At 59.4% G+C, this 20,954-nt stretch carries 25 protein-coding genes; 13 read left to right on the top strand and 12 right to left on the bottom strand.

Features of this window, described 5'->3' with window-relative positions; translation table 11 throughout:
- Positions 1 to 83 precede the first annotated feature (83 nt).
- Complete coding sequence (locus V6Z53_RS24680; RefSeq protein ID WP_338582273.1) at positions 84 to 1,055, top strand: L,D-transpeptidase family protein; 972 nt, start codon at positions 84 to 86, stop codon at positions 1,053 to 1,055.
- Between the two features lie 123 nt (positions 1,056 to 1,178).
- Here V6Z53_RS24680 and oprI read toward each other — a convergent pair whose 3' ends face one another.
- On the bottom strand, positions 1,179 to 1,430 hold the full coding sequence (oprI, locus tag V6Z53_RS24675) for an outer membrane lipoprotei OprI (RefSeq protein WP_003183784.1): 252 nt from the start codon (positions 1,428 to 1,430) through the stop codon (positions 1,179 to 1,181).
- Positions 1,431 to 2,069: 639 nt separating this feature from the next.
- Here oprI and V6Z53_RS24670 point away from each other — a divergent pair.
- Entirely contained in the window at positions 2,070 to 2,357 is a 288-nt protein-coding gene (locus V6Z53_RS24670; RefSeq protein ID WP_020800382.1) for a GNAT family N-acetyltransferase, read from the top strand.
- 72 nt (positions 2,358 to 2,429) lie between these two features.
- On the opposite strand, the gene V6Z53_RS24665 is transcribed toward V6Z53_RS24670, so the two are convergent.
- Together V6Z53_RS24665 and V6Z53_RS24660 are read right to left on the bottom strand one after the other, a co-directional pair.
- The gene (locus V6Z53_RS24665) at positions 2,430 to 3,506 is read right to left on the bottom strand and encodes a 3-deoxy-7-phosphoheptulonate synthase (RefSeq protein ID WP_095196788.1); all 1,077 of its coding nucleotides are present in this window, start codon (positions 3,504 to 3,506) and stop codon (positions 2,430 to 2,432) included.
- Positions 3,507 to 3,634: 128 nt separating this feature from the next.
- Positions 3,635 to 4,078: a PilZ domain-containing protein gene (locus tag V6Z53_RS24660; RefSeq protein WP_338582271.1), complete on the bottom strand. Its 444-nt coding sequence runs from the start codon at positions 4,076 to 4,078 to the stop codon at positions 3,635 to 3,637.
- Here V6Z53_RS24660 and V6Z53_RS24655 point away from each other — a divergent pair.
- The 5 genes from V6Z53_RS24655 (at position 4,077) to cysB (ending at position 8,033) form a co-directional block, all read left to right on the top strand.
- Positions 4,077 to 4,463 carry a thioredoxin family protein gene (locus tag V6Z53_RS24655; protein ID WP_338582270.1) on the top strand — a complete coding sequence of 129 codons (387 nt, stop codon included), beginning with the start codon at positions 4,077 to 4,079 and terminating at the stop codon, positions 4,461 to 4,463. The genes V6Z53_RS24660 and V6Z53_RS24655 overlap by 2 nt on opposite strands.
- Positions 4,460 to 5,416, top strand: coding sequence for a putative 2-dehydropantoate 2-reductase (locus V6Z53_RS24650; RefSeq protein WP_338582269.1), 957 nt, complete (start codon positions 4,460 to 4,462; stop codon positions 5,414 to 5,416). The genes V6Z53_RS24655 and V6Z53_RS24650 overlap by 4 nt, the downstream gene beginning before the upstream one ends.
- 25 nt (positions 5,417 to 5,441) lie before the next feature.
- On the top strand, positions 5,442 to 6,347 hold the full coding sequence (locus V6Z53_RS24645) for a 5'-nucleotidase (RefSeq protein WP_338582268.1): 906 nt from the start codon (positions 5,442 to 5,444) through the stop codon (positions 6,345 to 6,347).
- Positions 6,348 to 6,441: 94 nt separating this feature from the next.
- A complete protein-coding gene (locus V6Z53_RS24640; protein WP_338582267.1) occupies positions 6,442 to 6,945 on the top strand; it encodes a universal stress protein in 504 nt (167 codons plus the stop codon).
- 113 nt (positions 6,946 to 7,058) lie between these two features.
- Positions 7,059 to 8,033, top strand: a complete 975-nt coding sequence (gene cysB, locus V6Z53_RS24635) for an HTH-type transcriptional regulator CysB (RefSeq protein ID WP_008049066.1) — start codon at positions 7,059 to 7,061, stop codon at positions 8,031 to 8,033.
- Between the two features lie 6 nt (positions 8,034 to 8,039).
- Here the strand turns inward: cysB and V6Z53_RS24630 are convergent, their stop codons facing one another.
- Together V6Z53_RS24630 and V6Z53_RS24625 are read right to left on the bottom strand one after the other, a co-directional pair.
- Positions 8,040 to 8,522 (bottom strand): transcription elongation factor GreAB, encoded by a 483-nt coding sequence (locus V6Z53_RS24630; RefSeq protein WP_338582266.1) that lies wholly within the window; start codon positions 8,520 to 8,522, stop codon positions 8,040 to 8,042.
- A 2-nt stretch (positions 8,523 to 8,524) separates the two neighbouring features.
- The gene (locus V6Z53_RS24625; protein ID WP_338582265.1) at positions 8,525 to 8,932 is read right to left on the bottom strand and encodes a hypothetical protein; all 408 of its coding nucleotides are present in this window, start codon (positions 8,930 to 8,932) and stop codon (positions 8,525 to 8,527) included.
- Between the two features lie 124 nt (positions 8,933 to 9,056).
- Between V6Z53_RS24625 and earP the strand changes: the two genes are divergently transcribed.
- Positions 9,057 to 10,214, top strand: a complete 1,158-nt coding sequence (gene earP, locus V6Z53_RS24620; protein ID WP_338582264.1) for an elongation factor P maturation arginine rhamnosyltransferase EarP — start codon at positions 9,057 to 9,059, stop codon at positions 10,212 to 10,214.
- A gap of 48 nt (positions 10,215 to 10,262) precedes the next feature.
- The gene (locus V6Z53_RS24615) at positions 10,263 to 10,832 is read left to right on the top strand and encodes an elongation factor P (protein WP_007943632.1); all 570 of its coding nucleotides are present in this window, start codon (positions 10,263 to 10,265) and stop codon (positions 10,830 to 10,832) included.
- Between the two features lie 165 nt (positions 10,833 to 10,997).
- Here the strand turns inward: V6Z53_RS24615 and V6Z53_RS24610 are convergent, their stop codons facing one another.
- The 4 genes from V6Z53_RS24610 to V6Z53_RS24595 all read right to left on the bottom strand — a co-directional run bounded on the left by V6Z53_RS24610 (position 10,998) and on the right by V6Z53_RS24595 (position 14,317).
- A complete protein-coding gene (locus tag V6Z53_RS24610) occupies positions 10,998 to 12,008 on the bottom strand; it encodes an alpha/beta hydrolase (RefSeq protein WP_338582260.1) in 1,011 nt (336 codons plus the stop codon).
- A 37-nt stretch (positions 12,009 to 12,045) separates the two neighbouring features.
- A complete protein-coding gene (locus tag V6Z53_RS24605) occupies positions 12,046 to 12,465 on the bottom strand; it encodes an organic hydroperoxide resistance protein (protein WP_338582258.1) in 420 nt (139 codons plus the stop codon).
- A gap of 363 nt (positions 12,466 to 12,828) precedes the next feature.
- Positions 12,829 to 13,290, bottom strand: a complete 462-nt coding sequence (locus tag V6Z53_RS24600) for a MarR family transcriptional regulator (RefSeq protein WP_338582257.1) — start codon at positions 13,288 to 13,290, stop codon at positions 12,829 to 12,831.
- 70 nt (positions 13,291 to 13,360) lie between these two features.
- Entirely contained in the window at positions 13,361 to 14,317 is a 957-nt protein-coding gene (locus tag V6Z53_RS24595; RefSeq protein ID WP_338582255.1) for a LysR family transcriptional regulator, read from the bottom strand.
- 109 nt (positions 14,318 to 14,426) lie between these two features.
- Between V6Z53_RS24595 and V6Z53_RS24590 the strand changes: the two genes are divergently transcribed.
- Entirely contained in the window at positions 14,427 to 15,176 is a 750-nt protein-coding gene (locus V6Z53_RS24590) for a sulfite exporter TauE/SafE family protein (RefSeq protein WP_338582254.1), read from the top strand.
- Here the strand turns inward: V6Z53_RS24590 and V6Z53_RS24585 are convergent.
- Entirely contained in the window at positions 15,166 to 16,020 is an 855-nt protein-coding gene (locus V6Z53_RS24585; protein ID WP_338582253.1) for a LysR substrate-binding domain-containing protein, read from the bottom strand. The genes V6Z53_RS24590 and V6Z53_RS24585 overlap by 11 nt on opposite strands.
- Positions 16,021 to 16,115: 95 nt before the next feature.
- Between V6Z53_RS24585 and V6Z53_RS24580 the strand changes: the two genes are divergently transcribed.
- Both V6Z53_RS24580 and V6Z53_RS24575 read left to right on the top strand, forming a co-directional pair.
- Entirely contained in the window at positions 16,116 to 16,331 is a 216-nt protein-coding gene (locus V6Z53_RS24580) for a DUF1127 domain-containing protein (RefSeq protein ID WP_150703788.1), read from the top strand.
- Between the two features lie 64 nt (positions 16,332 to 16,395).
- Positions 16,396 to 17,625: a winged helix-turn-helix domain-containing protein gene (locus V6Z53_RS24575; protein ID WP_338582252.1), complete on the top strand. Its 1,230-nt coding sequence runs from the start codon at positions 16,396 to 16,398 to the stop codon at positions 17,623 to 17,625.
- A 97-nt stretch (positions 17,626 to 17,722) separates the two neighbouring features.
- Here the strand turns inward: V6Z53_RS24575 and V6Z53_RS24570 are convergent, their stop codons facing one another.
- Positions 17,723 to 19,069, bottom strand: coding sequence for a 3-deoxy-7-phosphoheptulonate synthase class II (locus V6Z53_RS24570; protein ID WP_338582251.1), 1,347 nt, complete (start codon positions 19,067 to 19,069; stop codon positions 17,723 to 17,725).
- Between the two features lie 114 nt (positions 19,070 to 19,183).
- Here V6Z53_RS24570 and V6Z53_RS24565 point away from each other — a divergent pair, with 114 nt between their 5' ends.
- The gene (locus tag V6Z53_RS24565; RefSeq protein ID WP_338582249.1) at positions 19,184 to 19,939 is read left to right on the top strand and encodes a spermidine synthase; all 756 of its coding nucleotides are present in this window, start codon (positions 19,184 to 19,186) and stop codon (positions 19,937 to 19,939) included.
- A gap of 102 nt (positions 19,940 to 20,041) precedes the next feature.
- Here the strand turns inward: V6Z53_RS24565 and V6Z53_RS24560 are convergent, their stop codons facing one another.
- On the bottom strand, positions 20,042 to 20,833 hold the full coding sequence (locus V6Z53_RS24560; RefSeq protein WP_338582248.1) for a crotonase/enoyl-CoA hydratase family protein: 792 nt from the start codon (positions 20,831 to 20,833) through the stop codon (positions 20,042 to 20,044).
- Positions 20,834 to 20,954 lie beyond the last annotated feature (121 nt).

Below are 20,954 nucleotides of genomic sequence, written 5' to 3'. Positions count from 1 at the left end.
CGCGGCGACCTCCCCGAAATAACAGACAGCGGTGTACAATCGCGTTCTTATACCCTCTGTTGATCATGCGAAGGATTTTCCGGATGTTGCCGCGCTTTCCTGCCGTCACCCGCTGCCTGACTCTTGCCGCCTTCTGCGTGGCGGGTCCCGTTGCAGCTTTGGAGCTGCCACTACCACCGCCTGGGGAAGACATCGTCGGCCAGGTGCAAGTGATCAAGGCCAAGTACGAAGATACCTTCGCTGACCTTGGCACCACCTACGACCTGGGCTACACGGAGATGGTCGCGGCCAACCCGGGCGTCGATCCGTGGTTGCCGGGTGCCGGCACCGAGATCGTGTTGCCGACCCGTTTCATCCTGCCGCCGGGCCCGCGTGAAGGCATCGTCATCAACCTGGCCGAATACCGCCTCTACTACTTCCCGAAAGGCCGGAACGTGGTCTACACCTTCCCGCTGGGTATCGGTCGTGAAGGCTGGGGCTCGCCGATTGCCCACACCAGCATCATCGCCAAGACGCCGAACCCGACCTGGACGCCTCCAGCGTCGATCAAGGCCGAGCACGCCGCTGACGGTGATCCGCTGCCCAACGTGGTGCCGGCAGGCCCAGACAACCCGCTGGGGCCGTTCAAATTCACTCTGGGCACACCGGGCTACCTGATCCACGGTTCGAACAAGAAGTTCGGTATCGGCATGCGCACCAGCCACGGTTGCTTCCGCATGTTCAACAACAACGTGCTGGAAATGGCCGGCATGGTGCCAGTCGGGACATCCGTACGCATTCTCAACGACTCGTACAAGTTCGGCGTGAGTGGCGGCAAGGTTTACCTGGAAGCGCATACGCCGCTGGACGACAAGGGCAACCCGTCGGTGGTCGACAAGCACACTGCCGTGATCAACGCGATGCTCAAGCGTGAAGACATCACCAACAACCTGCGCATGAACTGGGATGTGGTGCGCGATGTGGTTGCGGCCGAAGACGGCCTGCCGGTGGAAATCGGCGTACCGAGCGGTGCTGCGCCAATGGTGACCAGTGCGCCCCTCGACCCGCTGCAGTAACGTTTGAACCGAACCCGCCGACGCAGGCCGCGTCGGCGGGTTTTTTATTGCCTGCGACAAATGCCGGGCAATAAAAAAGCCGACCCAAAAATGGGTCGGCTTGATAACAATCCCGAAGGACTATTACTTGCGGCTAGCTTTTTCCAGCATGCGCAGAGCACGCTCGTTAGCTTCGTCAGCAGTCTGTTGTGCTTTTTGAGCAGCAGCCAGAGCTTCATCAGCTTTACGGTAAGCTTCGTCTGCACGAGCCTGGGAGCGAGCAGCTGCGTCTTCAGTAGCGGTCAGACGTGCTTCGGTTTCTTTCGATGCGCTGCTGCAACCGGTAGCCAGAACTGCGGCCAGAGCCAGAGCAGAGAATTTCAGAACGTTGTTCATCGTGTTCCCCTTCAAGGACTTTCTATTAAGTAGCTGTCTCCTCAGAGTGAGGAAATAGCCGGCGTACATACTACCCATAACTTGTAGTAAGTAAAACTGACGTGAAGCAAGAAGCAAAAAAAATTGTAGGCGTTGATTCTTTTTCGAGCAACTTTTAACTGCACTGTTTAAAAAATATCCAGCTGGGAGGCCCGAGATGAGCGAGCCGGATAAGAAAAGTTCCCTATGCCAACAGCTCTTTTTGCGGTCTTGGATAAAGTCTGGCTAGATGGATTCGTCTACACTTTTGTTCGGATTTTGCGCGACGCCTCTCAATATCTTTCTCCATGTTCAGGTGACTTTAACTACGGGCGCTCGTCTTAAGTCTCAACATCCGGCAATGTTCAGGCTATCGACCTTGGAAAACCTCCGGTCGAGCCGTTCCTGCGTATCCCGGAGCAGCACCTTCCAACCTGCACGATGACGAGCGCACCTTGAGCATTTCGGTCAATGGTGGCTACTATTTGTACGTGCTCGGTTGCGCGAGATCGGTGTAGCTCTTCTCGGTGTCCATTCAGGCACGGGGTGGCGTAGATGTTCCTTCGCCGGAAAAACATCGGTAAGGTAGGGGTCGGAATTCAAGACCCGCGAGGAGTAGTGATGAGCGAGGCGTTGTCCATCCACCATGACCAGGCTGGTCATCAGTTCGAGACCAATGTGGACGGTCATCGTGCCTACCTGACTTATATGGATCTGGGGAAACAGACCCTGGATATCTATCGCACGTTTGTGCCTAACGCCTTGCGCGGTCGTGGCATTGCCGCGGCGTTGACCGAGCAGGCGCTGCAATACGCCGAGGAAATGGGCTACACCGTCATTCCATCGTGCTCCTACGTCGAGCGCTACATGGAGCGTCACCAGCGGCATGCGGCCAAGCTGAGCCAGTGACATTCAGCAAAACGAACACATAAAAAAACGCCGGGCTCAGCCCGGCGTTTTTTTTTCTGCAATAAACAGCGATCAGGTGCGATCGCGTTTCGGCAGTACGTCCTTGAGCTTGGCATGCATGCTGCGCAAGGTGTTTTCGGTCGCGGTCCAGTCGATGCAGGCATCGGTGATCGACACGCCGTATTGCAGGTCGGCGAGGTCTTTCGGGATGGCCTGGCAGCCCCAGTTCAGGTGGCTCTCGACCATCAGGCCGATGATTGACTGGTTGCCTTCGAGGATCTGGTTGGCGACGTTCTCCATCACCAGCGGTTGCAGGGCCGGGTCCTTGTTGGAGTTGGCGTGGCTGCAATCGACCATGATGTTCGGCTTGATCTTGGCCTTGTTCAGCGCCTGCTCGCACAGGGCGACGCTGACCGAATCGTAGTTCGGCTTGCCGTTGCCGCCGCGCAGTACGACGTGACCGTAGGCGTTGCCCTTGGTGGTCACGATCGACACGCCACCTTCCTGGTTGATCCCCAGGAAGCGGTGCGGGCTGGAAACCGATTGCAGGGCGTTGATCGCCACGGTCAGGCCGCCGTCGGTGCCGTTCTTGAAGCCGACGGCCGAGGACAGGCCCGAAGCCATTTCACGGTGAGTCTGGGATTCGGTGGTGCGCGCGCCAATGGCCGACCAGCTGATCAGGTCCTGCAAGTATTGCGGGGAGATCGGGTCGAGGGCTTCGGTGGCGGTTGGCAGGCCCATTTCGGCCAGGTCCAGCAGCAACTGGCGGCCGATGTGCAGACCGTCCTGGATCTTGAACGAGTCGTCCAGATACGGGTCGTTGATCAAGCCTTTCCAGCCGACGGTGGTGCGCGGCTTCTCGAAATACACGCGCATGACCAGATACAGGGTATCGGACACTTCCGCGGCGAGAACCTTCAGGCGCTCGGCGTATTCGTGGGCTGCCTTGATGTCGTGGATCGAGCAAGGCCCGATGACCACGAACAGACGGTGGTCGGTGCCATCCAGAATGTTGCGAATGACTTCGCGGCCCTTGGTGACGGTGCGCAGGGCAGCGTCGCTCAGGGGGATGTCACGCTTGAGCTGGTCGGGAGTGATCAGCGTCTCATTGGAGGCGACGTTTAGGTCGTTGATCGGTAAATCAGCCATCGTTTACTCGTCAGGTCACGGGTGCCGGCCGCCAGCGAACCCGCGCGGCGGAGCACAGCAAATTAAGCGCGTCGGGGAGCCGAACCTTAGCGCGTTACACCGTGGCTAGACAATGGGCTGGCCGCTGTTTAATCCACCACAGGCTGGGCAAATGCCTTGCGAACCGTTTCGTGGGAGAACTCGTCGGCGTGCTCCTGAACCCATTCAAGGGCCAGCGCCTGAACTTCCTGCAGATCATTATGGGCGTCGTGCTGGCGGCAATAACGCTCGATCTGGCACACCTGCTCGCCCATCCGGGCACTGAACAGCGTCTGCTCGTCGACGAAGGCAATGCCCACCAGATAGCCGCGTTTTCGTCGCAGGCACCAGGCCACATAGCCCAGAAAGCGCATGTCGGGGTTCAGCGTCGGCATGCGCACTTCCAGCGCCGTGCCGTGGCGCCATGCGCGGTGATAATTGCAAGCCATGCCCCCGAGGCTGATAGTGTGCAGCTGGCGCCGCGAAATACACTCAGGTTTGAGCAGCGTTAATTCCACAGGCACATCGTCAGGATGAGGAATAAATCGTCCCATGAACACGGACTCCATGTGTCGGCCATCTGACATTGTTTCCCCCAGTATAGTGGTCGAATTGGAACTGACCGATTTCGACGCCGACCAACGGCTGCTGACGATGAATGGTGTGTCACTGGTTATTTTCACCAGTGTCGGCTGTTCCAGTTGCCGTTTCGCCCGTGAGCAATTGCCGGCACTCGATCTGGTCGTCGATCGACTGTGCTGGATCGATGCGGGGAACAATGGCGGGGTGGTCGAGCGTTATCAGGTCTTTCATTTGCCGGCGCTGTTTGTGGTGCGCGACGGTGAGTTCTTCGGGGCATTGCATTCGCGCCTGACCGGCACCGAGCTCAATCGGGCGATACGTCAGGCGCTGAGTCGAACAGCAGAGGAGTTGCCATGATGGGGGCAGTTGCCAAACCGACTATCGGGATTATCGGGACCGGTGCAATCGGCGGGTTCTACGGGGTGATGTTGGCGCGTGCGGGTTTCGATGTGCATTTTCTGTTGCGCAGCGAATTTTCTGCCGTGGCCGAACGCGGGCTGCAAGTCGACAGTGCGCCGCATGGTGCGTTGACGCTGAACCCGGTCCAGGCGTATTCGAATGCCGAAGACATGCCGCCCTGTGACTGGCTGCTGGTGGGCGCGAAAACCACCAGCAACGCGGATCTGGCCCCGGCCATCCTGAAAGCCGCCGCGCCGAATGCCAAAGTGCTGCTGTTGCAAAACGGCCTGGACGTCGAGGACAGCCTGCGCGAGTTGCTTCCCGATTCGCTGCATGTGCTCGGCGGGCTCTGCTATATCTGCGTTCATCGCGAAGGGCCTGGCGTGATCACCCATCAGGCGCTCGGCGCAGTGCATGTCGGCTACCACAGCGGTTCTGCAGCGGATGACGCGACGCGCACTGCGATTGTCGAGGAGGGCGTCGGACTGTTCCGCGCTGCGGGCATCGACTCTCAAGCCATGGCAAACCTGCATCAGGCACGCTGGCAAAAACTGGTCTGGAATATTCCCTACAACGGTCTGTCGGTGTTGCTGGGGGCGAGCACCACACCGCTGATGGCCGATGCCGACAGCCGCGAGCTGATCAAGGCGTTGATGGCCGAAGTGGTCCAGGGTGCCATCGCTTGCGGGCACGACGTTCCGCCCGGTTATGCCGACCACTTGTTTATGGTGACCGAAAAAATGCCCGACTATTGGCCGAGCATGTACCACGATTACCTGCACAAACGGCCGCTGGAACTGGACGCCATCTATGCCCGTCCGCTGGCGGCCGCGAAAGCGGCAGGGTGCGAGTTGCCGCGTATCGAGGCTTTGTATCGCAGCCTGGGTTTTATCGATCGACGTAACCGGTAAGTAGATTCACTTGAGGGGGAATGGCATGGCGAAGAACATCGACGACAAACTGGTACTGGCGATTTCCTCGCGCGCTCTGTTCGATCTGAGCGAAAGTCATAAGGTCTACCTGTCGAGCGGCGTCGAGGCCTATCGGCAGTATCAGATCGAACACGAGGACGAAATCCTGGAACCCGGCGATGCCTTCCCTCTGGTGCAGAAACTCCTGAACCTCAATGCCCACCTGGGACGCGCCCGGGTCGAAGTGATCCTGGTCTCGCGCAACAGCGCCGACACCGGCCTGCGGGTGTTCAATTCGATCGATCACTACGGGCTGGCGATTTCCCGTGCGGCGTTCGTCGGCGGACGCAGTCCTTATCCGTACCTCAAGGCCTTTGGTTGCGACCTGTTTCTTTCGACCCACGCCGAAGACGTGCGCAGTGCGCTGGACGCAGGGTTTGCCGCAGCGACCATTCTGTCGGGAGGTGCCAGCCGCGCCGCCAGTGATGAATTGCGCATAGCCTTCGACGGTGATGCGGTGCTGTTTTCCGACGAATCGGAGCGCGTGTATCAATCCGGTGGCCTGGAAGCGTTTCAGGCCAGCGAACGTGAAGCCGCCCGCGAACCGTTGCGTGGCGGGCCGTTCAAAGGTTTCCTCGCGGCGCTCAACCTGTTGCAGCGCGAGTTCCCGGATGACGCCTGCCCGATCCGCACGGCGCTGGTGACGGCCCGTTCGGCGCCGGCCCACGAGCGCGTGATCCGCACCTTGCGTGAATGGGACATCCGCCTGGATGAATCGCTGTTCCTCGGTGGCCTGACCAAATCAGCGTTTCTCGAAGCCTTCGCCGCCGATGTGTTTTTCGATGACCAGGCCGGCCACTGCGAGTTGGCCCGGGAAGTCGTCGCCACCGGTCATGTGCCCCATGGCATAAGCAACGAGCAAAAGGTTTAAGCCCGCCGATCAACGTGTTGCGCCGGACGTCGTACTCGCCAAGGCACTGCTAAGCTGAATCAATCTCCGCCATGTTGGCAATCGAGGAGGTCATATGATTCGCTCGATGCTCTATGCCACTGACCTCGGCCTGTACGCACCTTTAGTGATGCAGCATGCCCTGGCATTGGCCCGGACATTCAATGCCGACCTGTACGTGGTGCATGCGGTGGAACCCATGGGGCTGTTCGCGGAATCGGTGCTGCAGAGTTATCTCGATGAGCAGGCGTTGAACGAGTTTCACAGTCAGGGACTGAACACGGTCATCGCCAATATCGAGCAGCGGGTACTCGACAGTTTTCGTGAAGAACTGGGGGAAGAAGGGGAGTTGGACCTGGAGCGGATTCAGGCGGTGCGCGTGCTGCAAGGCGATCCGTCGCAGGTGATTCTCGACCAGGCGCAGAAACTCTCCGTGGATTTGTTGATCGTAGGTAGTCATAGCCATGGTGCTGGCGCGGAAACGCCTTTGGGCCGGACCGCAGCGCGGGTGTTGCAGTTGTCTCGGGTCCCGGTCTATCTGGTGCCGTTGGTGGAACGACGTCGCCAAGGGGATCGCTAGAGCACGAATAGTGGCACTTCGACAAAAAAGTTCTAGATTTATTCTTCAAACCATTAATATAGTTATATACCGTCGCTGATGCCCGTGGCGTCTATCTGCTTTGAGGGATTCATATGAAGCTTCAACAACTGCGCTACATCTGGGAAGTGGCGCACCACGACCTCAACGTTTCCGCTACAGCCCAAAGCCTTTACACATCGCAACCGGGCATCAGCAAACAGATCCGCCTGCTGGAAGACGAACTGGGCGTCGAGGTTTTTGCCCGTAGCGGCAAGCACCTGACCCGCGTCACTCCGGCGGGCGAGCGCATCATCACCACCGCTGGCGAGATCCTGCGCAAGGTGGAAAGCATCAAGCAGATCGCCCAGGAATTCTCCAACGAGAAGAAAGGCACCCTGTCGATCGCCACCACCCACACCCAGGCGCGTTATGCGTTGCCGCCGGTGATCAGTAATTTCATCAAGCAGTACCCGGACGTTGCCCTGCACATGCACCAGGGTTCGCCAATGCAGATCGCCGAAATGGCCGCTGACGGCACCGTCGATTTCGCCATCGCCACCGAAGCACTGGAGCTGTTCGGTGATCTGGTGATGATGCCGTGCTACCGCTGGAACCGCTGCGTGGTCGTGCCGCAGGGTCACCCGCTGACCAAGCTGTCGAAGCTGACCCTCGAAGCCCTGGCCGAATACCCGATCGTGACTTACGTGTTCGGTTTCACCGGCCGTTCGAAACTCGACGAAGCCTTCAGCCATCGCGGCCTGACGCCGAAAGTGGTGTTCACCGCCGCCGACGCCGACGTGATCAAGACTTATGTTCGCCTAGGCCTGGGCGTGGGTATCGTGGCGAAAATGGCCGTCGACACCAAGCTCGACAGCGATCTGGTGGTACTCGATGCCAGCGAATTGTTTGAATCCAGCGTGACCAAGATCGGCTTCCGTCGCGGTACGTTCCTGCGTGGTTTCATGTGCGACTTCATCGAGAAGTTCGCCCCGCACCTGACCCGCGAAGTCATGGCCAAAGCCATCCAGTGCCACAACAAGCAGGAACTGGAAGAGCTGTTCGACGGCGTCGAACTGCCAGTCCATTAATCCTTTCTAGATGACCTCGGTGACAGCGAACTGTTGCCGAGCGCCTGCCACCAGAATCTCCACCTCATCGCCTTCGAACTTGCCCAGCAGGCTTTTGCCCAGCGGTGAGCGCGGGGTGATGACGGTAATCATCTGCCCGACCAGATCGACTTTCAGACCCGCCGCATCAGGTGCCAGAAACAGCCACTGTTCGCGACCCTTTTCGTCTTCCAGCCCCAGCAGTGCGCCGACTTCAATGCCACGCTGCTCGTCATAAGGGCGCAGCGCCAGGTTCTGGCAAAGCGTCAGCGACTGGCGAATTTCCTCCACGCGCCTGGCCTGCCCGGCGGCCAGATACGACGCTTCCAGACCCAGCGTGTCGTACTTGTTTTCGGCGATGTTTTCTTCGTGGGTCGCGGTTTCGTATGCGGTCTGCGCGGCCCGTTCGGCGATGTCGAGGTCGACTCGCAGTTTGTCGAGAATCAGTTGGTGGACGATTTGCTTATTCATGATCAATCGCAGAATTGCTGGACGTTGGCGCGACTTTTTTCGCTCGGTGCCGTCTGGTCCTGTTGCAGCCAGAACTGGCATTTGGCGTTCGACAGATTGCGGTTGCTGCTGCGCGCCTGATCGAGCCGTTGCGCCTGCTCGTTCTTGCGCAGGTTCTCTTCGTATTGCTCGAACAGAGGGCTTTGAGGCGGAATGTCCGGCATCTGTTGTACCACCGGCGGCTTGGCCAGTTGCTGCACAGCCTGGGCCACGGGGGCCAGTTGCTCGCTGAAGAACAGGCGCGAGGCGAGCCAGCAGGTCAGTGCGATGGCAATGAACCCCAGCCACAAACCGAGGGCGATGCTGCCGGTCAGTTGCACGGCGTTGAGCTGGATCGGCAACGGACGACGCGGGTTGGGACGGTAGGGCATGACTGCCTCCTGGCGGTAGGTCGCGGGCGAGTGGCGATTGTCGCACGAAGATTAATCGTCGTCGGCTCTTCTGCGCGGGGTAATTTATGCGGACAATTGCGGCTTTTGCCAACGGGAACCTGGAATGCCTGAAATGCCTCAAATGAAAAAAAACAGGCGCTGGGATATTTTTTGCACCGTGGTCGACAACTACGGTGACATCGGCGTGACCTGGCGTCTGGCCCGGCAACTGGTGGCCGAGCATGGGTTGGCGGTGCGTTTGTGGGTCGATGATCTGCGTGCTTTCGAGCGCATGTGCCCGGAAATCGACATCCATGTTTCGCAGCAATGGCAGCAAGGTGTCGAGGTGCGACAGTGGCCGGCGCAATGGCTGCCGACTGAAGCCGCGGATGTGGTGATCGCCGCGTTCGCCTGTCAGTTGCCGAGCGCCTACATGGACGCCATGGCCGAACGGGAAAAACCGCCGCTGTGGATGAACCTCGATTACCTGAGTGCCGAGGACTGGGTGATCGGCTGCCACGGTCTGCCGTCGGTCAAGTACAAGCACGTGCAGAAATTCTTCTTCTTTCCAGGGTTCCAGAAAGGCACGGGCGGCTTGTTGCGTGAAAGCGGTTTACTGGAACGTCGTCGACAGTTTCAGCAAAGTCCTGAAGCACAGAGAGCGTTCCTGCAAAGCCTGGGGATTGATCGAGCGCCAGGTGCGCAGCTGATTTCACTGTTTGCCTACGAAAATGCCGGGCTGGCCAGTTGGCTGGACGAATTGGCGGGTGATTCCTCACCCACGCATCTGCTGGTCCCGGAAGGGCGGGTGCTCGGCGATGTCGAGCGCTGGCTCGGCGTGAGCGATCTGAAGGCCGGCGCGCTGCATGTGCGCGATGCCTTGACCGTGCAAGTGCTGCCGTTCGTCCGACAGGATCAATACGACCTGTTGCTGTGGAGTTGTGATTTCAACGCAGTACGCGGTGAAGATTCTTTTGTCCGTGCCCAATGGGCGGGCCGGCCGCTGCTCTGGCACATCTATCAGCAGGAAGAGGACGTCCATCTGGACAAGCTTGAAGCCTTCCTCGCGCTCTATGTGAAAGACCTTTCAGCGCCTGCAAGCGAGGCGATCAGCGGTCTTTGGCGGGCGTGGAACGCCGGTGAGAAAATGACCGACCACTGGCAATCGACCCGTAAACACTGGCCAGAGCTGGAAAAACACGCCGAGACGTGGTGTCTGGAACAGGCCTTGCAGGCCGATCTTGCCACGGCGCTGGTACAGTTTTATGGAAATTGGATATGATACGCGGCCTAGATTTTTGTAAATCCCATCCAAATTCGGATATTCGCAATGAAAACTGGTAAAGAACTGAAACCCGGTACCGTGATCCGTCTCGAAAACGATCCTTGGCTGGTTCAGAAAGCTGAATTCACCAAGTCGGGTCGTAACAGCGCGATCATGAAGACCAAGCTGAAAAACCTGCTGACCGGTTACAAGACCGAGATCGTTTACAGCGCCGATGACAAACTGGACGACGTAATCCTCGACCGCAAAGAAGCGACCCTGTCCTTCATCAGCGGCGACACCTACACGTTCATGGACACCACCGACTACACCATGTACGAGCTGAACGCTGAAGACATCGAAGCCGTTCTGCCTTTCGTTGAAGAAGGCATGACCGATGTTTGCGAAGCGATCTTCTTCGAAGAGCGTCTGGTTTCCGTAGAACTGCCGACCACCATCGTGCGTCAGGTTGACTACACCGAAGGTTCCGCTCGCGGCGACACTTCCGGCAAGGTGATGAAGCCTGCCAAGCTGAAGAACGGTACCGAACTGTCGGTTGCTGACTTCATCGAAATCGGCGACATGATCGAGATCGATACCCGCGAAGGCGGTTCCTACAAAGGCCGTGCTAAATAAGCACAGCTTCAGGAATGAAAAAGCCCGACCATTGAGTCGGGCTTTTTTGTGCCTGAAACATCAAAAGATCGCAGCCTCGCTCCACTCGACAGCTCCTACAGGGAAATGCCAAACCCATGTAGGAGCTGTCGAGTGGAACGAGGCTGCGATCTTCTGCTTTTAGCGTTATTTCAGGTGTTCCTTGAGCTCTTGCGAAGCCTGCAACATCGCCGAACGCACCGCCGGCACCTGGCTCACCACGTTGAGCAAACCGTAGTCGTGAATCATGCCGTTGTAGCGAACCGAGGTCACCGGCACGCCGGCTTCATCGAGTTTGCGGGCGTAGGCTTCGCCTTCATCGCGCAGTACGTCGGCGCCTGCCGTTTGCACCAGGGCTGGTGGCAAGCCTTTGAGTTGTGCCGGGGTTGCCCGCAGTGGTGAGGCGTAGATCTCGTTACGCTGTTTGGCATCGGTGGTGTAGTTGTCCCAGAACCACTTCATCATGTTTCTGGTGAGGAAGTGCCCTTCGGCAAACTGGTTGTAGGAACCGGTATCGAAGTTGGCATCGGTCACCGGCCACAGCAGTACCTGGAACTTGATCGCCGGTGTGCCCTTGTCTTTGGCCATCAGTGCGACCACGGCTGCCATGTTGCCGCCGACGCTGTTGCCGGCCACGGCCAGGCGTTTGCCATCGACGTTGATCTCTTTACCGTGCTCGGCCACCCATTTGGTCGCGGCGTAAGCCTGGTTGATCGCCACCGGGTAATGCGCTTCCGGCGACGGTGTGTAATTGACGAAAACCGCTGCTGCACCCGAACCGACAACCAGGTCACGAACCAGTCGTTCGTGGGTCGGGAAGTCCCCCAATACCCAGCCACCACCGTGGAAGAACATGAACACCGGCAACTCGCCCTTGACCCCGGCCGGCCGGACGATGGTCAAGCTCAGTGGTTGGCCGTCGACCTGAATGGTCTTCTGGCTGACATCGGCTTTTGGCAGCGTCAGCTTGACCCCGGCCTGCGCACCCACCAGTACGGCGCGGGCATCGGCAGGCGTCATCTGCTCCATCGGTTTGCCGGTGCCGGCATTCAGCACATCAAGGAATGCCTGGGTGTTGTGTTCAACGTCGCCGGCGAATGCACTGTGGACGGACAGAGCGAGAAGGGTACCGGTCAAGACTTTGCTGAAAGTGTTCATGTTCATTTCCTGTTCGGGCCTGAGTGGATATCAGTGGTTAGACGGTGACGTGCAAGCGCACTTCGATGTTGCCACGGGTGGCGTTGGAGTACGGGCAGACCTGGTGGGCAGCGTCGACCAGGGTTTGTGCATCGGCTTGTTCAAGACCCGGCAGGTTGATGTGCAGGTCGATGTCCAGACCGAAACCGCCAGGGATCTGGCCGATGCCGACGTGTGCGGTGATCGACGCGTCGTTCGGGATGCTGCGCTTGGTCTGGCTGGCGACGAATTTCAGGGCGCCGATGAAGCAGGCCGAGTAGCCTGCGGCGAACAGTTGTTCAGGGTTGGTTGCCGCACCGCCAGCACCGCCGAGTTCTTTTGGGGTAGCGAGTTTGACGTCGAGAATGTTGTCACTGGAAATCGCACGACCGTCACGGCCACCGGTGGAAGTTGCAACTGCGGTGTAGAGAGTTTGCATGGTGAAATCCTCGTTCGGGCTTGGTTGTTTTGCGCTAAATGTTTGCGCGCTAAGTAAGTGCGAGGTGAATGTAACGCGCCAATGTTTGGTGCGCAAGATAAATTTTTGCGAGAAATTGAAAAAAAGTAAGTGGGCGGTGAATGCCTTCGCTTGGAAGCGTTGAGTTAGAGCTATCGAGGAGGGATTTTTTCAGCAGGAATTTTTCGGGGGGAGGGAGCGAACCTGGTTTTTCGCTTCAACACAGAACAACTGTAGGAGTGAGCCTGCTCGCGATGGCGGCGTGTCAGTCAACACACAGGCTGAATGTGATACCGGCATCGCGAGCAGGCTCACTCCTACAGGGGATTTGTGCTGGCAGGAGAGTTAGAGGCTGTCTTGCAGGTGACGACGCAGCTCTTGCAGCTCTGCTTGCAGCTTCTGCAATCGCTCCAGGGTCATGCCGCTGGCGCCGAGGATGCACTGGGGAATGCCTCGGGCCTTGTCGCGCAAGGCGCGACCTTTTTCGGTGAGTTCGATGATCACCACGCGCTCGTCCTCACGGCTGCGGGTGCGGCTGAGCACACCTTCGACTTCCAGGCGTTTGAGCAGCGGCGTGAGCGAGCCGGGATCGGTCAGCAGGCGAGCGCTGATTTCGCCTACGGTCAAACCGTCCTGTTCCCACAGCACCATCATCGCCAGGTATTGCGGATACGTCAGGCCCAACGCCTGCAACAAGGGTTTGTAGACCTTGGTCATCATCAGCGAAGTGGAGTGCAGGGCGAAGCAGGCCTGGTTGTCCAGCAGCAGGTCGTCGCAGTTGTCCGGGGTGTTGCGCTCGGTGGTCATTTCGAAGCCTTCGATCAGTGATCGTCATGAATCTAGCGGGCAAATCTTTAATGCGCCAGATAATTCTGGACTAGTGGTGGTGCAGTTGGGTTTGCAGTACCAGATCCCACTGTGGAATGGGGCTGAAGCGCGTTTTCAGGTATTCCAGCAGCAGCCGACTGCGGGAATTGGGTTGCTGCTGCAGGCGCAAGGCATAGATGCCGGCGCTCTCCGGCTTGGGTAGGCCGTTTTCGCAGAACAGCGGCACCAGTTCACCGCGCAACAGGTACTCGCTGGCCAGCCACGTCGGCAAGTGCGCAATGCCCAAACCGGCCAGTGCGCCGCAGACCAGCGCTTCGGCATTGTTGGCACTCATGCGCACCCGCGATGGGCGATACAACTGCATCTGGCCGTCCCGTTCGAAGCGCCAGGCAAAGGGCGGGGCCAGGCCGTCCCAGTCGAGGCCGTCGTGTTCAGTCAGCTGCGCCGGGTCGGTTGGTACGCCACGGCGCTGCAAGTAGTCCGGGCTGGCGCAGGCGATGCGCACTATGCTCGCCAGCGGTGTAGCGACCAAACGGGTGTCGGCCATTTGCCCGGCGCGCAGCACCAGATCGACCTTGCCAAGGTTCAAGCCCTGCATGTCGACGAAACTGTCGATCAGATGTAGCTGCACGTCGAGGCCGGGATAGAGCATCAGAAAATCGGCAATCACCGGGGCGAGATGCCGCCGGCCAAATGCGGCCGGAGCATCGATTCGAATCAGGCCTTCCGGCGCGCTGCTCAGCGACACCGCCTCGGCACGGGCCAAACGCAATTCCGCGACGATGCGCCGCGCGCGCTCGGCAAACGCCAGTCCCGCCGGCGTAGCGCGTACCGCGTGCGTACTGCGAATGAACAACTGACTGCCGACCGCGCTTTCCAGGCTATCGATACGCCGGGCTACCGCTGAGGGGGTCAGTGGATGACGACGTGACGCGGCGGAAAAGCTGCCGGTTTCCAGCACGTCGAGAAACAGGCCCAGTTGTTCGGTGAGTTGATTCGGGTTCATGGCGGTTCTGCGCTTATGCGAGTTAGGCAAAGCCATTGTGCGTTGCTATGCGTTTCCGGGCCATAACCAACTGCGTAGGATAAACGGCTCGATTTGAGAGGAAATCACTGTGATTGAGTTTTTGATGTATCTGGTCTTCGGCGCTGCGTTGGGCACGCTCGGTGGAATTTTCGGCATCGGCGGCGGCCTGATCGCCATTCCGCTGCTGGGCGTGTTGTGTGGCCTTGACCAGCAGATTGCCCAAGGCACGGCGCTGGTGATGGTAGTGCCGAACGTGATGTTGGCGCTGTGGCGCTATCACCAGCGCAACAAGATCGAGTTGCGCCACGCGCTGCCGCTGGCCTCCATGGGTTTCTGCTTCGCCTGGATCGGTTCGATCTGGGCGGTGGGCATCGACGCGCAAACCATGCGTATGGGGTTTGTCGCGTTCCTTATCGCGCTATCGGCCTACAACCTGGTGCGCATGTTCTTCGCCAGTGCACCGGCTTCTTCGCAGATGAATTACTCGTGGCCTTGGCTGGGTGTACTCGGAGCGGCGTCCGGCACCATGGGCGGATTGTTTGGTGTGGGCGGGGCGGTGGTGGCGACGCCGGTGTTGACCAGCCTGTTCGGCACCACCCAAGTGGTCGCCCAAGGCTTGTCGCTGGCGCTCGCACTACCGAGCACCGGCGTCACGTTGGTCACTTATGCCGTACATCATCAGGTGAACTGGATGATTGGCGTGCCGCTGGCGGTTGGCGGCCTGATGAGCATCAGTTGGGGCGTGAAGATAGCTCACGCCATGCCGGAACGCGTGCTGCGCGCGCTGTTCTGCGGTTTTCTGGTGCTCTCTGCGGTGATGCTCGCCTTTAAAGTTTGAAGCCGTCGATGATGTGTTCGGCCAGGCATTCGGTAATCGGCGACGGGTTGTGCAGGTTGCGCACGAGCATGATGCTGGCTTCCGGTAGCAGCGGCAGATCTTCGGCTTCACCAAGGATGCGCATGTCCGGGGTGATCAGGCTTTCCAGTTGCGCGGTAACCGCCAGGCCTGCGCTGACCACCGCCATGATCGCCGACAGGCTGTCGCTGTTGTACGCCACGCGGTAATCGCGGCCCTGAGCATCGAGGGCGTTGCAGGCCCACAAGCGGCAGAAGCAATCACTGTTGAACATCGCCAGCGGCAGCGGCGTTTGTTCATGAGCGCTGTAGCATTGCGCTTCGGCCCAGACGAAACGCTCCTTGCGCAACAACTGGCCGATTTCGCTGCCCGGCTCGCGGGTGACGATGGACAGGTCCAGATCCTGACGCATCAACAATTGTTTTGATGATTCGCAATGCACTTCGATCTGGATCAGCGGATAGGACTGGGCAAACCGTCGCAGAATTCCCGGCAGAAAACGCATCACGTAATCGTCCGGCGTACCGATGCGCACCGTGCCGATCATGTCCGGTTCGCGCAGAGTGTTGAACACTTCGCTGTGCAACTTGAGGATGCGCCGCGCATAACCCAGCAGCACCTGGCCCTCGGCGGTGAGCCGCACTTGCCGTCCGTCACGCTGGAACAACTGACGCTGCAACACATCTTCTTCCAGCCGTTTCATCTGCATGCTGACGGCCGACTGGGTGCGATGCACCAATTCCCCGGCGCGGGTAAAGCCACCCTGGTCGGCAATCGCGACAAAGGTGCGCAGCACTTCGGTATCGATCGTCGGGTAGCTCGACATACATCAATCTCCGAGATGGTTGCCATCAGAAACATTTGTTGGATTGATCTTAGACCCGGCGCGATATTGGAGCCATCCAAACGGAGGGCAACAAGATGAAAGGTCAACATGAGTTCCAAGGCGCAGAACACCATTCGGTCCACCTGATTTCCGATCTGCTGCACAAGATCAGCCGCTGGTACGAGTTGCATCGCGAGCGCGAACTGCTGGCAAGCCTGAGCGATGAAGCACTGAAGGACATCGGCATGAGTCGGGCGGACGTCGAGCACGAGTCGATCAAGCCGTTCTGGAACGATCCGATGCATAAATGATGATTGCGACGCTACACAAACCACTTACCGGTGAGGTAGGTTGCGAGCAGACAAGGAGATGCTCATGCCCGCAACGTTGTCCTTTACCCTCAAACAGGCTCGGCGTCTGGCACTGGCCGCCCAAGGGTTCAACGGGCGCCAGTCGCCAGCGACGATCAAGGCTTCCGGGCTCAACCGTCTGATCGAGCGGCTGGGTATCCTGCAAATCGATTCCGTCAACGCTGTGGTGCGCTCGCACTACCTCCCGCTGTTTTCCCGTCTGGGTTCCTATTCTTCTGACTTGCTCGACCAGGCTGCCTGGAGTTCGGGGCGTCGTCGCACGTTGTTTGAATACTGGGGCCACGAAGCTTCGTTGTTACCCCTGTCGATGTACCCGCTGATGCGCTGGCGGATGCAACGCGCAACCCGTGGCGAAGACATCTATCAACAACTTGCACGATTTGGTCGTGAGCAGCAGGACACGATTCGCCGGGTGCTGGCTGCGGTTGAGGAGCAGGGCGCGCTGGGCGCCGGAAGCCTGTCGACCCGTCAGGAACGGGCCGGACCATGGTGGGACTGGAGTGCGGAAAAACATGCGTTGGAATGGTTGTTCGCCGCCGGGGAAGTGACGGTGGCCGGGCGGCGCGGGTTCGAGCGGCTCTATGATTTGCCGGAACGGGTGATCCCTTCGGCGATTCTGGCGCAGCCGTTGATCAGTGAAGCCGAGGCCCAGCGAGGATTGCTACTGCATGCCGCGACGGCTTTGGGCGTGGGCACCGAGAAGGACTTGCGCGACTATTTCCGATTGAACCCTTCGGACAGTCGTCCGCGTCTGGCGGAACTGGTTGAGGCGGGCGAATTGGTCATTTGCGACGTTCAGGGCTGGAAACAACCCGCCTATTGCCTGCCCGAGCCGAAAGTGCTGCGCAAGGTCGAGGCCAGCGCGTTGCTGTCACCGTTCGATTCGCTGATCTGGGAGCGCAGCCGCACCGAGCGACTGTTCGACTTTCGTTACCGGCTGGAGATTTACACGCCGCAGGACAAACGGATCTACGGCTATTACGTGCTGCCGTTTTTGCACCACGAACGGATTGCCGCACGTGTCGATCTGCGCGCCGAGCGGGCGGCGGGTCGGCTGGCGGTGCATGCGGTGCATGAGGAAGAGACGGGGCTGGATGACGAGGGGATGCTGGCGTTGGCGGCGAATCTGCGGCGGATGGCGGATTGGCTGGGGTTGGGGCAGGTTCAGTTGAACTGCCCGCGGGCGAGTGCGGATCGGTTGCGGGTGGCATTGGCACAGATTGAGGGTGATTGAGCTGGCCTCATCGCCAGCAGGCTGGCTCCCACACTGGATCTGTGCGTACACAAAACCCCTGTGGGAGCTAGCCTGCTAGCGATAGCAACGACGCGATTTAGCGCCGAACCTGCTTCAAGGTCTCAGCAATCAAAAACGCCAATTCCAGCGACTGATCGGCATTCATCCGCGGGTCGCAATGGGTGTGATAACGATCCGACAGCCCATCTTCGGTAATCGGCCGCGCACCACCAATGCACTCGGTGACGTTCTGCCCGGTCATTTCGATATGGATACCACCGGCATACGAGCCTTCTGCCTCGTGCACCTGGAAGAACTGTTTCACCTCACCAAGAATCTGCGCAAAGTCACGGGTCTTGTAGCCGCTGCTGGCCTTGATAGTGTTGCCGTGCATCGGGTCGGAACTCCACAGCACTTGCTTGCCTTCACGCTGCACCGCGCGAATCAACTGCGGCAAATGATCGCCAACCTTGTTCGCGCCCATCCGCGCAATCAGGTTCAGGCGGCCGGGATCGTTGTCCGGGTTGAGCACGTCGATCAGGCGGATCAGGTCTTCAGGGTTCATGCTCGGGCCGACCTTGACCCCGATCGGGTTGTTCACACCGCGCAGGAACTCGACGTGGGCGCCGTCGAGCTGACGGGTGCGATCGCCGATCCACAGCATGTGCGCCGAGCAATCGTAGTAATCGTTGGTCAGGCTGTCGCGACGTACGAAGGCTTCTTCGTAGTTCAGCAGCAGCGCTTCGTGGGCGGTGAAGAAACTGGTTTCGCGCAGTTGTGGAGAGCTGTCCATGCCGCAGGCGCGCATGAAGGCCAGGGTTTCATCGATGCGGTCGGCCAGGTGGCTGTATTTTTCCGCCAGGGCCGAGTTGGCGATGAAATCCAGGTTCCACTTGTGCACTTGATGCAGGTCGGCAAACCCGCCCTGGGCGAAGGCGCGCAACAGGTTCAAAGTCGCGGTGGATTGGTGATAGGACTGCAGCAAGCGTTCCGGGTCCGGCACGCGGCTTTTTTCGTCGAAACCGATGCCGTTGACGATATCGCCACGGTAGGCCGGCAGGGTCACGCCGTCGATGGTTTCGTCGTTGGCCGAGCGTGGCTTGGCGAACTGGCCGGCCATGCGCCCGACCTTGACCACCGGGCAACCGGCCGCGAAGGTCATGACAATCGCCATTTGCAGCAACACTTTGAAGGTGTCGCGGATTTTCGCGGCGGAGAACTCGGCGAAGCTTTCGGCGCAGTCGCCGCCCTGCAACAGAAACGCGCGGCCCTGGGTCACTTCGGCAAACTGACGGCGCAATTCCCGGGCCTCACCGGCAAACACCAGCGGCGGATAGCTGGCCAGCGTTTGCTCGACCTGCTGCAAATGCGCGGTGTCGGGATATTGGGGTTGTTGCTGGATCGGCAAGGCGCGCCAGCTGTCAGGGCTCCAGGGTTGGCTCATCACGGTCTCTAATGTTTTACGCTCGGGCAGCCATGTTATCAGCAATTAGTGCGTGACCTGTTCCCGTCGCTTGGCCGACAATCGCGGTTTTGCCGCTGACAATCGGAAGACGAGATGACTGAGGAGCGCGTCGAGCATTTGCTCGCCGAGGTGCAGGACGAATTTGGCGTGATTCGCGTGCTGGAAGTGGCCGACTATCGTTTTCTCGAATTCGGTGATGCCATCGAGCAAAGCTGCGTGTTCACCGCCGATCCGAGCTGGCTCGAATACGACTACACCCGGGCGATGCTGATCGGTGCGCTGTGCCACGAACAACCGGAAACCGCGCTGTTCCTCGGCCTCGGCGCCGGTACGCTGACCCAGGCTTGCCTCAAGTTCCTGCCGCTGGAAGACGTCGAAGCCATCGAGTTGCGCCCGGATGTACCGCGCCTGGCTATCGAATATCTGGGGCTGGATGACGACCCACGCCTGTATATCCGTGTGGGCGACGCGCTGGAACTGCTCGACACCGCCGAGCCCGCGGACCTGATTTTCGTCGACCTTTATACCGACGTCGGCCCGGGCGTTGGGCATCTGGCCTGGACCTTCCTGGAAAATTGCCAGAAACGCCTGAATCCGGGCGGCTGGTTGGTGATCAACCAATGGGCCACCGACGATGGCAAGCCGTTGGGCGCTGCGTTACTGCGTGGGCTTTACCATCGGCATTACTGGGAGCTGCCGGTGAAGGAGGGCAATGTGATTCTGATTGTGCCTTCGGAGCTGGATCAGGAACTGGATATGGAAGGGCTGACGGCCCGGGCTGAAGAGTTGGCGCCGCGGTTGGGGTATTCGTTGCAGACATTGATCAAGGCTATTCGCCCGGCGACATAAGGAATACAACCACACCTGTAGGAGCTGCCGAAGGCTGCGATCTTTTGATTTTGTTCTTCATGATCAAAAGATCGCAGCCTTCGGCAGCTCCTACACGGATTTTCAGCAGCCTTTGAAAATCCCGGGCCGCCGTTCTACCAGCGACCGCATACCCTCCTGCGCATCCTCACTGGTCAGCAACTTCTTCACCAGCGTCGGTAATCCTTGTGTCGCAGCGGTTTCCCCTTCATACCGCGCCTGCCGGGCCGACATCAGCGTCGCCTGGACCCCCAGCGGCGCCTGTCGCGCGATTCGCTCGGCCAGCTCAATCGCTCGCGGCAGCAAGTCCTCACTGGCCATGACTTCCTGCACCAGGCCCAAGTGCAAGGCGTCCCGGGCATCGAACTCGTCGCCGGTCAGCATCCAGCGCATGGCATTGCCCCAACCGGCCACCTGATGCAGGCGCAAAGTGGCCCCGCCAAACGGGAAAATCCCGCGCTGTACTTCCATTTGCGCGAAGCGGGTGTTGCTGGCGCACAGGTTGATATCTGCGGCCAGCATCAATTCGATGCCGATGGTCAGGCAATAACCCTGCGCGGCGACGATCACCGGTTTGCTGACCCTGGGCCCGGCGAACACGCCCCATGGATCGCAACCGCCGGGTGGCGCCTGCCAGCCTTCGGTCAGCGCCGCGCTGGCGCTCACCAGATCCAGCCCGGCGGTGAAATGTTCGCCATGACCAAAGACCACCGCTACCCGCGCGTCGCTGTCGGCTTCGAACTCGCCGTAGGCCAGGCTCAGTTCGTTGAGCAGGTCGAGGTCGAAGGCGTTGCGTTTGGCCACCCGATCCAGGCCGATCAACAGGACGTGACCGCGTTTTTCACGGCTCACACGACTGGTGTTGAGCTCTTTCATGGTGCATTTCCTCGGGCGGGAAGGGGAGTCGGACCGACGGTCCGGGTGGTCCGGGTGAACCGTTTTAGCGCCATAACCCGCAAGGCCGGGCCTTTGAAAAATAGACGCTTGCACGATTATC

Origin of the sequence: Pseudomonas sp. MAG733B (genome assembly GCF_036884845.1) — a bacterium.
Lineage (GTDB): Bacteria > Pseudomonadota > Gammaproteobacteria > Pseudomonadales > Pseudomonadaceae > Aquipseudomonas.
This window is presented reverse-complemented; position numbering and strand designations above follow the sequence as displayed.

Coding starts and splice junctions, on each gene's coding strand:
- V6Z53_RS24680 (WP_338582273.1), top strand. CDS start 84: ATGTTGCCGCGCTTTCCTGCCGTCACCCGCTGCCTGACTCTTGCCGCC.
- oprI (WP_003183784.1), bottom strand. CDS start 1,430: ATGAACAACGTTCTGAAATTCTCTGCTCTGGCTCTGGCCGCAGTTCTG.
- V6Z53_RS24670 (WP_020800382.1), top strand. CDS start 2,070: ATGAGCGAGGCGTTGTCCATCCACCATGACCAGGCTGGTCATCAGTTC.
- V6Z53_RS24665 (WP_095196788.1), bottom strand. CDS start 3,506: ATGGCTGATTTACCGATCAACGACCTAAACGTCGCCTCCAATGAGACG.
- V6Z53_RS24655 (WP_338582270.1), top strand. CDS start 4,077: ATGAACACGGACTCCATGTGTCGGCCATCTGACATTGTTTCCCCCAGT.
- V6Z53_RS24660 (WP_338582271.1), bottom strand. CDS start 4,078: ATGGGACGATTTATTCCTCATCCTGACGATGTGCCTGTGGAATTAACG.
- V6Z53_RS24650 (WP_338582269.1), top strand. CDS start 4,460: ATGATGGGGGCAGTTGCCAAACCGACTATCGGGATTATCGGGACCGGT.
- V6Z53_RS24645 (WP_338582268.1), top strand. CDS start 5,442: ATGGCGAAGAACATCGACGACAAACTGGTACTGGCGATTTCCTCGCGC.
- V6Z53_RS24640 (WP_338582267.1), top strand. CDS start 6,442: ATGATTCGCTCGATGCTCTATGCCACTGACCTCGGCCTGTACGCACCT.
- cysB (WP_008049066.1), top strand. CDS start 7,059: ATGAAGCTTCAACAACTGCGCTACATCTGGGAAGTGGCGCACCACGAC.
- V6Z53_RS24630 (WP_338582266.1), bottom strand. CDS start 8,522: ATGAATAAGCAAATCGTCCACCAACTGATTCTCGACAAACTGCGAGTC.
- V6Z53_RS24625 (WP_338582265.1), bottom strand. CDS start 8,932: ATGCCCTACCGTCCCAACCCGCGTCGTCCGTTGCCGATCCAGCTCAAC.
- earP (WP_338582264.1), top strand. CDS start 9,057: ATGCCTGAAATGCCTCAAATGAAAAAAAACAGGCGCTGGGATATTTTT.
- V6Z53_RS24615 (WP_007943632.1), top strand. CDS start 10,263: ATGAAAACTGGTAAAGAACTGAAACCCGGTACCGTGATCCGTCTCGAA.
- V6Z53_RS24610 (WP_338582260.1), bottom strand. CDS start 12,008: ATGAACACTTTCAGCAAAGTCTTGACCGGTACCCTTCTCGCTCTGTCC.
- V6Z53_RS24605 (WP_338582258.1), bottom strand. CDS start 12,465: ATGCAAACTCTCTACACCGCAGTTGCAACTTCCACCGGTGGCCGTGAC.
- V6Z53_RS24600 (WP_338582257.1), bottom strand. CDS start 13,290: ATGACCACCGAGCGCAACACCCCGGACAACTGCGACGACCTGCTGCTG.
- V6Z53_RS24595 (WP_338582255.1), bottom strand. CDS start 14,317: ATGAACCCGAATCAACTCACCGAACAACTGGGCCTGTTTCTCGACGTG.
- V6Z53_RS24585 (WP_338582253.1), bottom strand. CDS start 16,020: ATGTCGAGCTACCCGACGATCGATACCGAAGTGCTGCGCACCTTTGTC.
- V6Z53_RS24580 (WP_150703788.1), top strand. CDS start 16,116: ATGAAAGGTCAACATGAGTTCCAAGGCGCAGAACACCATTCGGTCCAC.
- V6Z53_RS24575 (WP_338582252.1), top strand. CDS start 16,396: ATGCCCGCAACGTTGTCCTTTACCCTCAAACAGGCTCGGCGTCTGGCA.
- V6Z53_RS24570 (WP_338582251.1), bottom strand. CDS start 19,069: ATGAGCCAACCCTGGAGCCCTGACAGCTGGCGCGCCTTGCCGATCCAG.
- V6Z53_RS24565 (WP_338582249.1), top strand. CDS start 19,184: ATGACTGAGGAGCGCGTCGAGCATTTGCTCGCCGAGGTGCAGGACGAA.
- V6Z53_RS24560 (WP_338582248.1), bottom strand. CDS start 20,833: ATGAAAGAGCTCAACACCAGTCGTGTGAGCCGTGAAAAACGCGGTCAC.